15 protein-coding genes are annotated in these 16,801 nt (G+C 70.8%); 7 read left to right on the top strand and 8 right to left on the bottom strand.

The features are described 5' to 3' along the window. Positions 1 to 554: biotin/lipoyl-containing protein (locus ABZU72_RS15650; RefSeq protein ID WP_355019756.1), on the top strand; the 554-nt coding region annotated here is incomplete at its 5' end. A gap of 129 nt (positions 555 to 683) precedes the next feature. Here ABZU72_RS15650 and ABZU72_RS15645 read toward each other — a convergent pair. After that, positions 684 to 1,394, bottom strand: a complete 711-nt coding sequence (locus ABZU72_RS15645; protein WP_355019755.1) for a WHG domain-containing protein — start codon at positions 1,392 to 1,394, stop codon at positions 684 to 686. A 129-nt stretch (positions 1,395 to 1,523) separates the two neighbouring features. Between ABZU72_RS15645 and ABZU72_RS15640 the strand changes: the two genes are divergently transcribed. Beyond that, a complete protein-coding gene (locus ABZU72_RS15640; RefSeq protein ID WP_355019754.1) occupies positions 1,524 to 2,453 on the top strand; it encodes an NAD-dependent epimerase/dehydratase family protein in 930 nt (309 codons plus the stop codon). Between the two features lie 17 nt (positions 2,454 to 2,470). On the opposite strand, the gene ABZU72_RS15635 is transcribed toward ABZU72_RS15640, so the two are convergent. After that, positions 2,471 to 3,259 (bottom strand): 3-hydroxybutyrate dehydrogenase, encoded by a 789-nt coding sequence (locus ABZU72_RS15635; RefSeq protein ID WP_355019753.1) that lies wholly within the window; start codon positions 3,257 to 3,259, stop codon positions 2,471 to 2,473. After that, positions 3,256 to 4,641: an MFS transporter gene (locus ABZU72_RS15630; protein WP_355019752.1), complete on the bottom strand. Its 1,386-nt coding sequence runs from the start codon at positions 4,639 to 4,641 to the stop codon at positions 3,256 to 3,258. The genes ABZU72_RS15635 and ABZU72_RS15630 overlap by 4 nt, the downstream gene beginning before the upstream one ends. A gap of 94 nt (positions 4,642 to 4,735) precedes the next feature. On the opposite strand from ABZU72_RS15630, the gene ABZU72_RS15625 reads away from it, so the two are divergent. Genes ABZU72_RS15625 through ABZU72_RS15615 form a run of 3 tightly spaced genes read left to right on the top strand, consistent with a single transcriptional unit; the run spans position 4,736 to position 7,510 of the window. Further along, on the top strand, positions 4,736 to 5,644 hold the full coding sequence (locus ABZU72_RS15625) for a LysR family transcriptional regulator (RefSeq protein ID WP_355019751.1): 909 nt from the start codon (positions 4,736 to 4,738) through the stop codon (positions 5,642 to 5,644). 34 nt (positions 5,645 to 5,678) lie between these two features. Further along, positions 5,679 to 6,845, top strand: coding sequence for a hypothetical protein (locus ABZU72_RS15620; RefSeq protein ID WP_355019750.1), 1,167 nt, complete (start codon positions 5,679 to 5,681; stop codon positions 6,843 to 6,845). Next, a complete protein-coding gene (locus ABZU72_RS15615; RefSeq protein WP_355019749.1) occupies positions 6,845 to 7,510 on the top strand; it encodes a hypothetical protein in 666 nt (221 codons plus the stop codon). Before ABZU72_RS15620 ends, ABZU72_RS15615 begins: the two co-directional genes overlap by 1 nt. Before the next feature lie 3 nt (positions 7,511 to 7,513). Here the strand turns inward: ABZU72_RS15615 and ABZU72_RS15610 are convergent, their stop codons facing one another. After that, positions 7,514 to 8,434 (bottom strand): hypothetical protein, encoded by a 921-nt coding sequence (locus tag ABZU72_RS15610; protein WP_355019748.1) that lies wholly within the window; start codon positions 8,432 to 8,434, stop codon positions 7,514 to 7,516. Between the two features lie 137 nt (positions 8,435 to 8,571). Here ABZU72_RS15610 and ABZU72_RS15605 point away from each other — a divergent pair, with 137 nt between their 5' ends. Next, entirely contained in the window at positions 8,572 to 11,949 is a 3,378-nt protein-coding gene (locus ABZU72_RS15605) for a pyruvate carboxylase (RefSeq protein WP_355019747.1), read from the top strand. A gap of 75 nt (positions 11,950 to 12,024) precedes the next feature. On the opposite strand, the gene erm is transcribed toward ABZU72_RS15605, so the two are convergent. From erm to ABZU72_RS15590, 3 genes are all read right to left on the bottom strand, one after another. Beyond that, positions 12,025 to 12,783, bottom strand: a complete 759-nt coding sequence (gene erm, locus ABZU72_RS15600) for a 23S ribosomal RNA methyltransferase Erm (RefSeq protein WP_355019746.1) — start codon at positions 12,781 to 12,783, stop codon at positions 12,025 to 12,027. A 258-nt stretch (positions 12,784 to 13,041) separates the two neighbouring features. Beyond that, positions 13,042 to 14,442: an NAD(P)H-quinone dehydrogenase gene (locus ABZU72_RS15595; RefSeq protein ID WP_355019745.1), complete on the bottom strand. Its 1,401-nt coding sequence runs from the start codon at positions 14,440 to 14,442 to the stop codon at positions 13,042 to 13,044. 36 nt (positions 14,443 to 14,478) lie between these two features. Beyond that, a complete protein-coding gene (locus ABZU72_RS15590; protein WP_355019744.1) occupies positions 14,479 to 15,021 on the bottom strand; it encodes a DinB family protein in 543 nt (180 codons plus the stop codon). A 121-nt stretch (positions 15,022 to 15,142) separates the two neighbouring features. Between ABZU72_RS15590 and ABZU72_RS15585 the strand changes: the two genes are divergently transcribed. Then, entirely contained in the window at positions 15,143 to 15,676 is a 534-nt protein-coding gene (locus ABZU72_RS15585) for a helix-turn-helix domain-containing protein (RefSeq protein ID WP_355019743.1), read from the top strand. Between the two features lie 11 nt (positions 15,677 to 15,687). Here the strand turns inward: ABZU72_RS15585 and ABZU72_RS15580 are convergent, their stop codons facing one another. Continuing rightward, complete coding sequence (locus ABZU72_RS15580) at positions 15,688 to 16,755, bottom strand: SDR family oxidoreductase (RefSeq protein ID WP_355019742.1); 1,068 nt, start codon at positions 16,753 to 16,755, stop codon at positions 15,688 to 15,690. Between the last annotated feature and the right edge of the window lie 46 nt (positions 16,756 to 16,801).

Here is a 16,801-nt window from a genome sequence, read left to right as displayed (position 1 = left end):
GCTCCCGCCGGGCGCTGGAGGAGTTCCAGGTCGACGGGATGCCGACCGTGATCCCGTTCCACCAGGCCGTGGTCACCGACCCCGCCTACACCGCCGCCAACGGGTCCTTCGAGGTCTACACCACCTGGATCGAGACCGACTTCGACAACCAGATCACCCCCTACACCGGTGCTGTCGGCGAACCCGCCGAGGACGGCGAGCGCCAGACCGTCGTGGTCGAGGTCGGCGGCAAACGCCTCTCGGTCACGCTGCCCGCCGGACTCGGCGGCCTCGCGGTCGGCGGCGGCACCGCGGCGAAGAAGCCCAAGCGGTCGGCGAAGAAGGCCGGCGCGGCCGCCTCCGGCGACTCGGTCACCTCACCGATGCAGGGCACCATCGTCAAGATCGCCGTCGAAGAAGGCCAAGAGGTCGCCGAGGGCGACGTCGTGGTCGTCATCGAGGCCATGAAGATGGAACAACCCCTCACGGCCCACAAGTCCGGCGTCGTCACCGGCCTCAACGCCACCGTCGGCGAGACCGTCGCCAACGGCGCGGTCATCGCCGAGATCAAGTAGCTGGTCGAGGGCTGTTCCTTCATCAAGGTATGCAGCCGAAGGCGCACATCCCCAGCGGAGTTCCGCTGGGGATGTGTGCCTTTTCCTGCGCACCCTTCGACAGGCTCAGGACATCGCCTTGACGGAGGATCACAACCCGAGCTCGTCGGCCAGCGTGGCCAGGTGGAGCTCGAAAAGGGCGGCGGGGTCGCCGAAGCTGTCGGGGCCGAACTGGCCGAAGACCTCGAAGCTGACCCGGCCGAAGAGGCTCGTCCAGACGAGTACGCCGCGGGTGAGGCAGGCGTCGGGCAGGTCGAGCCCGAGCTGGTCACGGATGCCCTGGAGCCCCATCGCGAGAGCGGGTGAGATCTCCCCCGGCACCTCGGGCACGCTTAGCCGACCGGCCGCCATGGCGCCGGCGGCCAGTCGCAGCATCGCGGTCGGGACGCGGGTGCCGGGCACACTGGTCCGCTCGTCCGGCGCGGCGTAGCCGGGGACGGGCGACCCGAAGAGCAGAGCGTACGTCGCCGGCTCGGCGAGCGCCCAGGTCCTGACCGCGCGCCCGAGCGCCTGGAGCTGGGCTCGGTAGTCGTCCGAGGGGGCCGAGGCGACGGCAGCGTCGGCGGCGTCGCCCAGCTCGTCGTACCCGGAGACGAGGAGCAGAGTCAGCAGCTCGTCGCGGTTCTTCACGTAGCGGTAGACCGCCGAGGAGACCACTCCGAGATCGCGGGCGACCGCGCGCAACGAGAGCGCGGCGGCACCGTGGATCGCCAGGTGCTCGCGGCCGATCCGGACGATCTCGTCCATGGTCTGCGCCCGCGCCCGTTCGCGTGGGGTGCCGTCTCGTGAGGTGGCTGTCATGACGCCATCGTGACCCGACCCAGAGAGCGCTGTCAACAAAAGTGAGCACTGCTCTTGCTTTTGCCGAAGTCTCGCGTCAGACTCATTCCGAGAGCACTGCTCTCGAAACCTCACACTCAGGAGACAGCCATGAACAGCACCCACCTCGTCATCGGCGCCGGCCCCGTCGGCGCGACCATCGCCCAGCAGCTCGCCGCCCGCGGGGATCGCGTACGCCTCCTCACCCGCTCCGGCAGCGGCCCGGTGCACGCGAGCATCGAGCGGCTCCGCGGCGACGCAACGGATCTCGACACCGTCACCCAGGCGGCCGCCGGCGTGAGCGCCGTCTTCCACTGCATGCACGGCAGCGCCTACGCCGCCGACACCTGGCGCGCCGAGCTCCCGCGGGCAGAGAAGGTCGTGCTCGAGGCCACCGGACGGGCCGGTGCCGTGGTCGTCTTCCCGGAGAGCCTCTACGCCTACGGCCACGTCACCGGGCCGATGACCGAGCAGACGCCGCGCAACGCCGACTTCGGCAAGCCCGCGGTGCGGGTCGAGCTGCTCCGTGCCCGCGACGCCTCCCCGACCCCGACGGTCAGCGTCGCGGCCTCGGACTTCTACGGTCCGCTGGTGCGCAACGCCCACGCCGGTGAGCGCATGGTGCCGACGGTCCTCGCCGGCCGCACCATGCGCGTCCTCGGCGACCCGGACGCACCGCACTCCTGGACGTACGTCCCCGACCTCGGTGCCGCGATGATCAAGGCCGCCGACGAGGAGGGCCTGTGGGACTCCTTCCTGCACGCGCCCACCGCGCCCGCCATCTCCCAGCGGGAACTCGTCCAGCTCTATGCCGACGTGGCCGGGGTCCCCGCACCTCGGGTCGGCCGCATCCCCACCTGGACGATGAAGGCGATCGGCACGGTGCACGCCGGCACCCGGGAGCTGGCCGAGATGGTCTACCAGTTCGACAAGCCGTTCGTGCTGGACTCCTCGGCCAGCGAGTCACTGCTCGGCCTGGCCCCCACCCCGCTCGAGACCGGGGCGAAGGCGACGGTGGACTGGTGGCGTACGCAGGCCTGAGCGCGGGAAGGCTGGGGCTACCGGGCGCTCCAGCCGCCGTCGATGGCCCACGAGGCGCCGGAGACCATCGAGGCGTCCGGGCCGGTGAGCCAGCCGACCAGGGAGCCGACCTCGTCCGGCTCGACCAGCCGCTTCACCGCGACGTCCTGCAGCAGCACCTGCTCGACGACCTCGGAGGCCGGGACACCGTGCACCTCGGCCTGGTCGGCGATCTGCTTCTCCACCAGCGGCGTACGCACGTAGCCCGGGTTGATGCAGACGCTGGTCACCCCGTGCGGGCCGCCCTCGAGGGCAGTGACCTTCGAGAGTCCCTCCAGACCGTGCTTGGCCGAGACGTAGGCGCTCTTGAAGGGGGAGGCGACCAGGCCGTGCACGGAGGAGATGTTGATGATGCGGCCCCAGCGGTTGGCGTACATGTGCGGCAAGACGGCCCTGACCAGCAGGAACGGAGCGACGAGCATGATCGAGTGGATCCTGCGGAAGTCGTCGGGGTCGAACTTCTCGATCGGGCTGACCCGCTGGATGCCGGCGTTGTTGACCAGGATGTCGACCTCCAGGGTGAGGTCGTCCAGTTCCTCGGTGGCGGTCAGGTCCACCACCCACGCCTCGCCGCCGATCTCCTCGGCGAGGGCACGGGCGGCGTCGCCGGCCACGTCGGCGACGACGACCCGCGCGCCACGGGCGGCGAGCTCGCGGGCCACCGCCGCACCGATCCCCGAAGCGCCGCCGGTGACCAGGGCGCGGCGGCCCCGCAGCGTACGTCCGGAATCGGCCGACGCGGGCGGGGCCGTCGTCGCTGAGCTCACGCCGGGGTCACCTCGCGCTCAGTACGCTCGGCGTCGGCGCGGTCCAGGGCCCGCAGCGAGGCGCCCCGGGTCTCCTTGAGGGTGAGGACGACCAGGCCGGTGATGATGCCGGCCACGGCGAGGTAGATCGCGGTGTTGGTCCAGGTGCCGGTGTCCTTGAGCCATGCGATGGCCAGCAGCGGCGCGAGCGAGCCGGCGAAGATCGAGGTCACCTGGTAGGAGATCGAGATGCCGGAGTAGCGCATCCGGGTCGGGAACATCTCGGCCATGATCGCGGGCTGCGTGGAGTACATCAGCGCGTGGATGGCCAGACCGGCGATGAGCGCTGCAACGATCGCGAGGTTGTTCTTGGTGTCGAGCATCGGGAACGCCCAGAAGCCCCAGGTCGCGCCGAGCACCGCACCGACCAGGTAGACCGGCTTGCGGCCCACGCCATCGGCGATCCGGCCCACGGCGAGGATGAAGAAGAAGTGGCAGGCGTGCGCGACCGCGATCAGGCCGAGCAGCGCGCCCTGGTCCATCTTCTGGTCCTCGACCAGGTAGACGATCGAGAAGGACACCACCAGGTAGTACATGATGTTCTCCGCGAACCGCAGGCCCATGCCCTTGAGCACGCCCAGCGGGTAGCGGCGGAGCACCTCGAAGACGCCGTAACCGGTCGAGGCGGACTCGGACTGCTCCGCCTTCGCCTCCTCGAAGATGGGCGAGTCGGTCACCGAGCGGCGGATGAAGTAGCCGACGACGACCACCACGGCCGAGAGCCAGAACGCGACCCGCCAGCCCCACGCCAGGAAGGCGGCGTCGGAGAGCGCGAGGGTCATCACGGTGAGCACCAGCGTGGCGAGCAGGTTGCCCACCGGCACCGCGGCCTGCGGCCAGGCGGCCCAGGTCGCCCGCCTGTCGTCGGGGGCGTGCTCGGCGACCAGCAGGACGGCGCCGCCCCACTCACCGCCCAGGGCGAGCCCCTGCACGAACCGCAGCACCACCAGCGCTATCGGCGCGGCGAGGCCGATCTGGTTGTACGTCGGCAGGCAGCCCATCAGCACGGTGGCGACACCGATCAGCATGATCGTCAGCTGCAGCGTGTACTTGCGGCCGAGGCGGTCGCCGATGTGGCCGAATACGACGCCGCCCAGCGGGCGGGCGACGAACCCGATGGCGTACGTCACGAAGGCGGCGATGATCGCGTCGTAGGCGTTGCCGGTGGCCGGCATGATCACCTTGGCGAAGACCAGCGCCGAGGCGGTGGCGTAGAGGAAGAAGTCGTACCACTCCACGACCGTGCCGGCCATGGAGGCCGCCACGGTCCTGCGGAGCAGGCTCTGCTCGTCGACTGGGGGGTCGTTGGGGGCGGCGGTGGCGCCCGGCTGTGTCGTGGACATGGCTCGGAGTGTGACAGCGATCATAATGTGCTTGCAACGCGCATGTTGGCACACGGCGTGAACGCAAATGCACATTCGCCGATAGGCTGGCCCGATGGCCACCTCCCCCTCGACGCCGCCCTCCGCCGACCAGCTGCTGGTGCTGCTGGAGGTGGCGCGCAGCGGCCGCTTCACCACCGCGGCCCGCTCGCTCGGCCTGACCCACACGACGGTCAGCCGCAACATCTCCGCCCTCGAGCGCGCCCTCGGCGGCCGGGTCCTGGTGCGCGGCTCCGACGGCTGGGCGCTGACCGCTCTCGGTGAGCGCGCGGCGCGGGCCGCCGAAGGAGTCGCCGAGTCACTGGCCCGGCTGGCGGCCGACGAGCCGGCCGACCCGGTGGCCGGCGTGGTCCGGATGTCGACGACCGACGGGTTCGCCGCGTACATCGCCTCACCGGCGGTGGCGGTGCTGCGGCAGGACCATCCCGAGCTCTCAGTCGAGATCGTCACCGTGACCCGGCAGGCGGCCCAGCACCGCTCCGGCGTCGACATCGAGGTGGTGGTCGGCGAGCCGGCGGTGAACCGCGGCCGGGCGATGCACCTGGGTGAGTACGAGCTCGGCCTCTACGCCTCCCCCGGCTATCTGGAGCGCCACGGCACTCCCGGCACGATCGAGGAGGCCGTACGCCACCGCCTGGTCTACTTCGTCGACTCGATGCTTCAGGTCGACGACCTCGACATCCCCCGGCGGCTGCTGCCCGGCATCCGCGACGCGGTCACCTCCACGAACGTGTTCGTGCACGTCGAGGCGACCCGGGCAGGCGCCGGTCTGGGCCTGCTGCCCTGCTTCATGGCCGACCGGCACCCCGACCTGGTCCGGATGCTCCACGAGGACATCCACCAGCGGCTGCCCTACTGGGCGGTCGTGCATCCCGAGTCCTGGCGTAGGCCGGCCGTGGCCGCCGTCGTGGGCGGTCTGCGGAAGCAGATGGACGAGCAGCGAGGTGCCCTGATCGGCCGGTGACGCCCGCGGATCGACCATCAGCGACAATTCACGGGTGCCACATTCGACTCGGGCAGCCGCTACGCGCCTGGTGGCATTCTTCGTGGCCGGGATGCGACTGGCGACCCTCGCACAGATGGCGCCGTCGCTGCTGACGGCGATGCCCGCGCTCTCCCGCGTCGACCATCCCTGGCTGACCGGGGCGAGCTGGATCCTGGCCACCGTCATGCTCGTCGCGATCGCTGCGATCACCCTGGTCACCCGGCGGCCGCCGGGAGTGACGTACGCCGTGCTCGACGTCGCCGTGGCCGTGGCGCTGCTGATCGTGGGGCTGTGGACGGTCCCTGTGGAGCTGCGTACAGGCACCTGGGTGGGGTTCCAGCTGGGCTATGCGCTGTGCGTGTCCTGCGGGCTCTCGGCCGTACGCTCGCGGTGGCTGTGGATGTTCCTGCTCGGCTCGCTGGCGGTCGCCGAGGCGGTCTACATCGCGCCGACCGTGGACGGCTGGGCCGACCTCACCGGTGCGCTGAGCACCTGCCTGACGCTGCTGGTGCTCGGGCCGCTGGCCTGGTTCGGCTGTCAGACGATCGTGCGGATCGGGACGGAGGCCGATGAGGCCCGGCGCTATGCCGCCGAGGCCGCCAAGGCCGAGGAGGAGCGTCGTGCCCGGCTCGCGATCCACAACGGCACCGCGATGATGCGGCTGCTCGTGGAGACCGACACCGCCGACGGCAACGGCGCGCTGCGGTCGCAGGCCGAGGTCGAGCTCAACCGGATGCGCGCCTATCTGAGCGGTCAGACCCCGCCTCCGGTGAGCGAGGCGACCAACCTGGCCGCGGTGGTCACCGCCGTCGGCGCGGAGTTCGACGACCTGCCGATCACGGTGGTCGCCGACCTCGCCCAGGACGTCGCGCTCCCGCGCGCGCTCGCCGACGACCTGGCCGCCGCAATGCGCAGCCTGCTCCTCAACGTACGTCAGCACGCGCGGGCGGGGCGGGTCGTCCTGCACGCCGCCGAGGACGAGGACGGCATCGGCTGGGAGGTCACCCTGCACGACGACGGCATCGGCTTCGACACCTCCGCGACGACGTTTGGGGTCGGTCTGCGCGAGGTGGTCGTCGCGCAACTCGCGCGCTCCGGCGTCGACGTCGCGATCAACAGCATCCGCGACCTCGGCACCACTGTCACGCTCGCGCAGACGACCGTCGCGGAGGTCTCGTGATGTCTGACGTGACCCCCGGACCGCGCTTCAGCCACGTGGACGACGCGACGGCGATGCGCGCCTCACTGAGTCTGCTCCTGCCCGATCTGAACTTCGTGTCTAGTCACGAGAACGTCGAGGACCTGCTGACGGCGAAGCCGGAGGCCGACGTGGTGATCCTCGACCTCCACCTAGCCAACACCGGCCAGCCCGACGCCTCACAGGGCACCACGGCCATCCGGCGCATCGTCGAGGCCGGCTACCGGGTCTGCGTCTACTCCCAGGAGGAGCGCCGGTTCGTGCTCGCGGCCTGCCTCGCCGCCGGGGCGACCGGCGTGGTCTCGAAGGCGGCGTCGCTGGCCGAGGCGGAGGCGGCGTTCCGCGCGGTCGCCGCCGATGAGCCGGTGATCCCCCCGGGTATCACCGGACTCATCGAGGTCCTCGTGCGCCGCCGCAGCATCACCGTGCTCACCCCGCGCCAGCGCGAGGTCCTCGCCCATCGCGCCCGCGGGCTGACGTACGCCGAGATGAGCCGGTCGATGTATCTGTCCGAGTCGACCTTGCGCGGCTACTGGATGGAGCTGGCCCAGCTGGTCTCGGAGTATCTGCGCGAGACCTCGCCCGGCGACATCGAGCACGCCCTCGGGCTGCGCCCGGGGGACCTGCTCGACCTCTGGCCAGGGTGAGCGCTAGCTGCTGATCCCGCTCCACTTCCACGAACCGTCGGTGCCGACCCGGGTGGAGGCGGAGAAGGTCGTGCTGTGCCCGATCCCGCTGCTCTGGCGGATGCGCACGGCCTTGCCGGTCGTGGGGTTGATCAGCACGATGTCCTTGGCCGCGACCGCGCCGTCGGCGTCGTAGCAGTTGTGCACCGACATGTACCGCCATCCGGTGCCGAGGCTGCGGACGACATACTTCTTCGCCTCCGCCGGGCGGTCGGGACGTACGACGATCTGCTCGAGCTTGTTGGTGCTCGGGTTGATCGAGTAGAGCAGGTTGTACATCACCCCGTTGTGGCTCGTCCACACGCCTGCGACGGTCGTCGTGCTCGGCAGGGTGACCGGCAGGTTCGTGACCGTGCCGAGGCGGGTGCCCGCGCTGGAGTACGAGAGCGCCGTCTGCTGCACGACGCCGGACGTCGTGACGCTGTAGACCGCCGTCGTCGGGCCGTTCACGACCTTCTTGGGGTTCCAGCCGGTCACCGCGGTGCCGTTGGAGCGGTAGAGCTGCGCGGCCTTTGTCTCGGACAGCACGGACTGCCCGTTGGTCCCGCCGATGGTCACGGTGCGGCCGGTGCCGTCGGTGCCGGGCACGATGTAGCTGGTCTTCCAGGTGGTCTCGTCACCGGCTCCGCCGATCTCGATCCACGCCCGCGGCGACCAGGTGACGGTGCCGGCGCTGCGGTAGTTGCTGGTCACCGTGCTGTTCTTGATGCCGCGCTTGCGGATGTAGCCACCGGCCTTGCCGTTGATCGAGCCGGAGCAGTTCACCGTGCCGGCCGCGGCGGCCGGCGAGCTCGCCGCTCCGAGCGCGGTGAGCGATCCGGCCAGCAGGGCCGTGCCAGCGATGGCGACCAGAGCTGAACGACGCTGTCGAGTCTTGATCTTCATGCCGCCGAGGGTATGGCCCGCGACCCGTTCAGCGGTCCCAACGAATCCGCACAGTTAGCGACTTCTTGACGTCCACTAACTGGGCGAAATCGTCCCATAACCTGGACGACGCACTTCGGATGGGTAGCGTGGCCGCCATGTTCACGAAGGTGTTGGTTGCCAACCGCGGCGAGATCGCGATCCGAGCTTTCCGCGCAGGCTTTGAACTCGGGGCCAAGACGGTCGCCGTCTTTCCCTACGAGGACCGGGGCTCAGAGCACCGGCTGAAGGCCGACGAGGCCTACCAGATCGGAGAGCTCGGTCACCCGATCCGGGCCTATCTCGATCCAGACGCGATCGTCGAGGTCGCCAAGCAGAGCGGCGCGGACGCCATCTACCCCGGCTACGGGTTCCTCTCCGAGAACCCGGCGCTGGCCGAGGCCTGCGCCCGGGCGGGGATCACGTTCATCGGACCGTCGGCGGAGGTCCTCACGCTCACCGGCAACAAGGCCACCGCGATCGCGGCGGCCAAGGCTGCCGGCGTACCGACCCTGCAGTCGGTCGAGCCGTCCACCGACGTCGACGCGCTCGTCTCCGCCGCTTCGGCCCTTCCCTACCCGCTGTTCGTGAAGGCGGTCGCGGGTGGCGGTGGTCGCGGGATGCGACGGGTCGACTCCCCCGACAAACTGCGCGAGGCGGTCGAGACCTGCATGCGCGAGGGCGAGGCGGCCTTCGGTGACCCGACCGTCTTCATCGAGCAGGCCGTGGTCGAGCCGCGTCACATCGAGGTGCAGATCCTCGCCGACAGCACCGGTGAGGTGATCCACCTCTTCGAGCGTGACTGCTCGGTGCAGCGCCGCCACCAGAAGGTCGTCGAGATCGCCCCCGCCCCCAATCTCGACCCTGAGCTGCGGGAACGCATGTGCGCGGACGCGGTGCGGTTCGCCAAGGAGATCGGCTACTCCTGCGCCGGCACCGTCGAGTTCCTGCTCGACCCCGCGGGCAACTACGTCTTCATCGAGATGAACCCGCGCATCCAGGTCGAGCACACCGTGACCGAGGAGGTCACCGACGTCGACCTGGTGCGTTCGCAGATGCGGATCGCGTCCGGCGAGACGCTGGCCGACCTCGGGCTCACCCAGGACTCGGTGCAGCTGCGCGGCGCCGCGATGCAGTGCCGGATCACCACCGAGGACCCCGCCAACAACTTCCGCCCCGACACGGGCATGATCACCACCTACCGCTCCCCCGGCGGTGCCGGGATCCGGGTCGACGGCGGCACGACGTACGCCGGAGCCGAGGTCTCGCCCCACTTCGACTCGATGCTCGCCAAGCTCACCTGTCGCGGGCGCACCTTCGAGGACGCCGTCACCCGGGCCCGGCGGGCCGTGGCGGAGTTCCGCATCCGCGGCGTGGCGACGAACATCCCGTTCCTGCAGGCGCTGCTCGACGACCCCGACTTCATCTCGGGCTCGATCACGACCTCGTTCATCGAGACCCACCCGCAGCTGCTGACCGCGCGGGCCTCCGGTGACCGCGGCACCAAGCTGCTCACCTACCTGGCCGACGTGACCGTCAACCAGCCGCACGGCGCTGCGCCGGTCTCGCTGCACCCGGTCGAGAAGCTGCCGAAGCTCGACCTGTCGGTGGCTCCGCCGGCGGGCTCGCGCGATCTGCTTCGCGAGCTCGGGCCGGAGGGTTTTGCCGCCGCGCTGCGCTCCCAGGAGTCGGTCGCGGTCACCGACACCACCTTCCGCGACGCCCACCAGTCGCTGCTGGCGACCCGGGTCCGCACCACCGACCTGCTCGGCGTGGCCGGCCATGTCGCCCGGCTGACGCCGCAGCTGTGGTCGATGGAGGCATGGGGTGGCGCGACGTACGACGTGGCTCTCCGCTTCCTCTCCGAGGACCCGTGGGAGCGGCTGGCGCACCTGCGTGAGGCGATCCCGAACATCAACCTGCAGATGCTGCTGCGCGGTCGCAACACGGTGGGCTACACGCCCTACCCGACCGAGGTCACCGATGCGTTCGTCTCGGAGGCCGCGGAGACCGGGATCGACGTGTTCCGGATCTTCGACGCGCTCAACGACGTGTCCCAGATGCGGCCCGCGATCGAAGCGGTGCGGGCGACCGGGACGTCCGTCGCCGAGGTGGCGCTCTGCTACACCGGCGACCTCTCCTCGCCCGACGAGAAGCTCTACACGCTCGACTACTACCTGCGGCTGGCCGAGGAGATCGTCTCGGCTGGGGCACACGTACTGGCGATCAAGGACATGGCCGGGCTGCTGCGGGCGCCCGCCGCGCGCACCCTGGTGACCGCGCTCCGGGAGCGGTTCGACCTGCCGGTCCACCTGCACACCCACGACACCGCCGGTGGCCAGCTGGCCACGCTGACGGCCGCGATCGAGGCCGGTGTCGACGCCGTCGACGCCGCGACCGCGTCGATGGCCGGCACCACCTCCCAGCCGCCGCTCTCCTCGCTGGTGGCGGCGACCGACCACACCTCGCGTGCCACTGGCCTGTCGTTGGCGGCGGTCAACTCGCTCGAGCCCTATTGGGAGGCCGTACGCCGCGTCTACGCGCCGTTCGAGTCCGGACTGCCCGCGCCGACCGGCCGGGTCTACCGCCACGAGATCCCGGGCGGCCAGCTCTCCAACCTGCGCCAGCAGGCGATCGCGCTCGGACTGGGCGAGAAGTTCGAGCAGATCGAGGACATGTACGCCGCGGCCAACCAGATCCTCGGCCGCGTCCCCAAGGTCACGCCATCGTCCAAGGTCATCGGCGACCTGGCTCTGTCGTTGGTCGCGGCCGGTGCCGACCCGGCCGCGTTCGAGGCCGACCCGGCTGCGTACGACATCCCGGGCTCGGTCATCGGGTTCCTCAACGGGGAGCTCGGTGACCCGCCGGGCGGCTGGCCCGAGCCGTTCCGCAGCAAGGCGACCGCGGGACGCACCTGGAAGGCGGCGTCGCCGACGCTGTCGGCCGAGGACGCCGCCGGGCTCGCCTCCGACCGCCGTGGGACGCTCAACCGGCTGCTCTTCCCCGGACCGACGAAGGACTTCGCCGAGGCCCGCTCGAAGTGGGGCGACGTATCGGTGATCTCGACGCTCGACTACCTCTACGGTCTACGCGAGGGCGAGGAACACATCGTCGAGCTCTCCGAGGGCAAGACGGTCATCTTCGGGCTCACCGCCGTGTCCGAGCCCGACGAGCGCGGCATCCGCACCGTCATGGCGACGATCAACGGCCACCTGCGCCCGATCGGGGTGCGTGACCGCTCCGTCGCCGCCGAGGTCGCCGCCGCCGAGAAGGCCGACCCCGCCGTTCCCGGCCAGGTCGCCGCGCCGTTCCAGGGCGTCGTCACCATCTCGGTCGCGGCCGGTGAGTCGGTCAAGGCCGGCGACACCGTCGCCACCATCGAGGCCATGAAGATGGAGGCCGCCATCACCGCCCCCGTCGACGGCACCGTCTCCCGCCTCGCCTTCTCCGCCACCCAGGCCGTCGACGGCGGCGACCTGGTGCTCGTCCTCGACTGAGCCGAGACGTCAGCCGCGTCGGCCGAGATGGCACCTAAGTGCCATCTCGGCCGACGCGCGCGCCTTCTCGGCAGGTCAGACCGCTGCGTACGCCTCGACCCAGTCCTCCGCACGCAGGTCCCGCGGCAGCACCGGCGCCTGAGATCGCCGGCGCCGCCGGGCGATCTGGCGGGCAAGTGCATCGGGAACGCCGTTGCGGCGCAGGATCTCGGCGACCCCGCGGCCTCGGCTGCTGAAGACCGTGGCCACCCACGACTGGAAGTCGCGGAGCTCCGACTCGGGCAGCAGCGGCTCACGACGACGGTCGATGAGCAGCAGCCCGCCGTCGACGTTCGGCCGCGGCCGGAAGGCGGTCGACGGGACGCGGCGGTCAAGGGTGAAGGTGAACCACGGCCACCACTGCGCGGTCAGCTGGGTCGTGCCGCCGACGCCCGCGCGCTTGCGGGCGACCTCCCACTGGGTGAGAAGCACGGCATGGCGCCACGTCGTCGAGGCGAGCAGGTGGCGCAGGATCGGCGTGGTCAGGTGGAACGGGACGTTGGAGACGACGACCGCGTCCTGCGGTGGCGCGTGACGCAGGATGTCGCCCTCGGCGATGCACACGTGAGGGCCGGTCCGTCGGCGCAGCTCGGCGGCTCGGCGGGAGTCGATCTCGACCCCCTCCAGCGGACGGTCCAGCTCGGCCAGCGCCAGGGTGACGGCACCGTTGCCGGTGCCCCACTCCACCAGCGGACCCTGCCGCTGCGAGACGAGATGGACGATGCGGTCGAGTACCGACCTGTCGGTGAGAAAGTTCTGGCCGAGCTCGTGCCGGCCAGGGCGTACGTCGGGCATGGATGCTCCTCGAGACAGAAGGAGCCGGGCGGCATGCGGGTAGCACTCGGAGCCGCCCGGCAGGGTTGCCAGGTGGCGGCGCGAATGCGACGAGTGCTTCGGTGGGATCCGCGCCGTCAGCGGCGGCGGATCCGAACGATCATCGTCATGCAGCAGTTACCCATGGCGCTCACGCTAGCGAAGCCGTGGCGCTGCTCGCACACCGTTTTCGAGTGCCATCTCGGCCGACGCAAGTGACGTCTCGGCCGACGTACGCGACTACTCGACGTGGTGGAGGCGGCGGGCGACCTCGGCGGTGGAGCCGGAGATCGAGGGGTAGACGGTGAAGGTGTTGGCGATCTGGTCGACGGTGAGGCCGGTGGAGACGGCGAGCGCGATCGGGTGGATGAGCTCCGACGCGCGCGGGCCGACCACGACGCCGCCGATGACGACGCCGGTGCCGGGGCGGGAGATGAGCTTGACGAAGCCGTCGGCGATGCCTTGCATCTTGGCCCGCGGGTTGCCCTTGAGGTCGAGGCGCAGGGTGTCGGCGACGACCTCACCCGAGTCGACCTGCGCCTGCGAGTAGCCGACCGTGGCGATCTCCGGCGAGGTGAAGACGTTGGCCGCGACCTCCTTGAGGTCCATCGGGATGACCGCGTCGCCGAGGAAGTGGCGCATCGCGATCCGCCCGGCCATGGCGGCCGTCGAGGCGAGCATGAAGCCGCCGGTGCAGTCGCCGGCTGCGTACACGCCGTAGGCGGAGGTACGCGACACCTTGTCGGTGCGGATGAACCCGCCCTCGTCGAGCTCGATGCCGGCCTCCTCGAGGCCGAGGCCTTCGGTGTTGGGGATCGAGCCGAGCGCGAGGACGCAGTGGCTGCCGGTGACCTCGCGGCCGTCGGTCAGCTTGACGGTGACGACGTCGCCGGAGCGGGTCACCGACTCCATCCGCGACTTGCTGAGGATGTTCATCCCCTGCCGCTCGAGTACGTCTTGGAGGACCGTCGCCGCATCGGCGTCCTCGCCGGGGAGAACACGGTCGCGCGAGGAGACCAGGGTGACCTGGGAGCCGAGGTTGAGGTAGGCGTTGGCGAACTCCACACCCGTGACACCCGAGCCCACGACGATCATGTGCGAGGGCAGGTCGTCGAGGTCGTAGACCTGCTCCCAGGTCAGGATCCGCTCGCCGTCGGGCTGGGCGGTGGGCAGCACCCGCGGCCGGGCGCCGGTGGCGATCAGGACCGCGTCGTTCTCGATCGCCTCCTCGGTGCCGTCCTGGGCCCGGGTCGCGATCACCTGACGCTTGTCGGCGTCGATGCGCCCGGTGCCCTTGACGATGCGGATCCCGCGGCGGGTCAGCCGGCTCTCGATGTCGCTCGACTGCGCGAGCGCGAGCGACTTGACGCGCTTGTTGACCAGCTCGAGGTCGGCGTAGAGCTCGGTGGCGGGGTCGCCGTGGTGGTCACGGAAGTTGATGCCCAGGTCGCGGGCGAGCGTCATGTCCGACATCAGCTCGGAGGTGGCGATCAGGGTCTTGCTCGGCACGCAGTCGGTGAGCACCGCGCTGCCGCCGAGGCCGTCACGATCGACGACCGTGACCTCCGCCCCGAGCTGCTGCGCGACCAGCGCCGCCTCGTATCCGCCTGGACCCCCACCAATGATCGTCACCCGCGCCATGGGCCGCATTCTTCCACGCGCCCCGGAGCGGCAGACTCAGCCCATCGTCTTCTGACCGTCGATGGTCTCCCGGATGATGTCGGCGTGGCCGGCGTGCTGGGCGGTCTCGGCCAGGATGTGGGCGAGGGCGCGGCGGTTGGACCAACGCGCGCCGGCCTCGAACCACGGGGCCTCGGGAAGGGCGTGGTCCGCGTCGAGGTCGACGGTCCGGATCAGCTCGTCGGTGGCGGCGGCGACGTCCTCGTACGCCTTGAGCACGCCCTCCAGCGTCTCGTGCTCGGCGAGCACGAAGTCGGCGGCGAACTCGGCGTACTTCTCCGGGGTGAGCTCCTGCGCCACGGCGCCACGGACGATGAAGTCGGCCCAGCCCCGCTCGCCGGCCGTCACGTGCTTGACCAGACCGCCGAGGCTGAGCACGGAGGCGGTCGGGGTGAGCCTGGCCTGCTCGTCGGTCAGGTTGCGGACGGCGTAGCGCAGGAAGCCGCGGTGCTTGGCCAGGGTCTCGAGCAGGTCGGTGCGCTCACGGGACAGGGTGGCGGTGGCGCTGGTCTTCATGGCGCTGGCGGCGGTTGCGGTCATGACATGGACTCCTTGGTGGTGTTTCCCTCTGACACCGACAACGCTATGAGCCGTTCAGGTCAGTTTCTGTCCGCATTGGACCGAGGGCTGGAAAAGACTCGCCGGCGATTACCCTGCTGGGATGACCAGCCCTGCCAACCCGACCCGGAGCGACGCGGTCCGCAACCGTGACCTCCTGGTCACCGCCGCCCGCGAGGTGCTCGCCGAGCAGGGTCTGGACGCGCCGATGTCGGCGGTCGCCAAGCGCGCCGGCGTCGGCCAGGGCACCCTCTACCGGCACTTCCCCGACCGACTCACCCTGGCCACCGCGGTGCTGGAGGAGAACGTACGCGACATCGAGCAGGTCGCCGCCCGCCCCGATGCGACCCTGGCCGATGTGCTCGGCGTCGTCACCTGGCAGATGATCCACTCGACCGCGTTCGTCGGCATCATCCGGCTCAGCGACGAGGAGAGCTCCCGCTTCCTGGCCGATCGGGTACGCACCGCCATCGACGGGCTCCCCAGGGAGACCTACGACACCGACGACCTCATGCTCGCCGTCGCGATGGTCTCCGGCGGGGTGCACGGGCCGACCCCGGAGACGCGCGAGACCGCCGCCCGCCGGGCGTGGGGCATGCTCGGGATCGAGATCGGCCCGGTCACGCCGGGCGTCTGAGCTCCCGGGCTCTAGGCTGCCGACCAGCCGCCGTCGGAGGCGACCACGGCTCCGTTGATGTTCACCGAGTCGCGCGAGAGCAGGAACGTGATCGACGCGGCGAGCTCGTCGGCGGTGGCGATCCCCGGGATCGCGACGCGCATCCCGGCCGTCCGGGACGAGCCGTAGGGCGCGCCCTCGGGTACGTGGATCCCGGTCGCGACCGCACCGGGAGCGAGCGCGTTGATGCGTACGCCGGTCCCCGCGTACTGGAACGCCGCCGACTTCGTCAGCCCGACGAGGGCGTGCTTCGAGGTCGTGTACGCAGCACCGGCGGCCGAGCCGCGGAGCCCGGCCTCGGAGACGACGTTGACGATCCTGCCCTCACCCGCGGCGAGCATCCCGGGCAGCACCGCGCGCATCAGCCGCATCGGCCCGTCGACGTTGACCGACATGCAGCGGGCCCAGATCGTGTCGTCGATCTCGTGCGGGGCGGCGTCGTCGTCCATCACACCGGCGACGTTGGCCAGTGCGTCGATGCGCTCGCCGGCGGCGGCCACGACGGCGGCTGCGGTCTCCGGCGCGGTGATGTCCGCGGCCAGCGCGAGGAACCTCTCGCCCAGCTCGCTCGCGGTCGTGGACAGCTTCTCGGCCGAGACGTCGATGCCGACCACCCGTCCGCCCTCGCCGACGATGCGGGCCGCGACCGCCTTCCCGATCCCGCCCGCGGCCCCGGTCACCACCACGGTCTGGCCGGCGAACCGGCCGCCGGTGAGCACCTCGGTCCAGGGCTGGGGCGAGCCGATCTCGATGCCCAGGTCGGCCGCGGGCTCGGCGGGCGCGCTCGCCGGAGCGGCGTCGACGGTCGGCACGCCGTCGGGGATCACGCCGGTCTCGGCGACACCGACCAGCAGCCCGACGACCTCGGCCGGGAACCTGCCGCCGGACATCTCGACGAGCTTGTCCAGCGGCAGCCCGAGCGCGGGCGCGAGCGCCTCCTCGGTGCCGCCGCCGGCCGCGATGATGCCGCGCAGGACTTTCCCGGCCACCGGATGGGCGAGGAAGCTGCGTACGGGCGAGGAGGCGGTGAGGGTCGACATGGCGGCGGCCTTTCGTCGGAGGCGATCCGGACACGCTTGTCCGTTT

It is taken from the genome of Nocardioides sp. NPDC004968 (assembly GCF_040608935.1).
Lineage (GTDB): Bacteria > Actinomycetota > Actinomycetes > Propionibacteriales > Nocardioidaceae > Nocardioides.
This window is presented reverse-complemented; position numbering and strand designations above follow the sequence as displayed.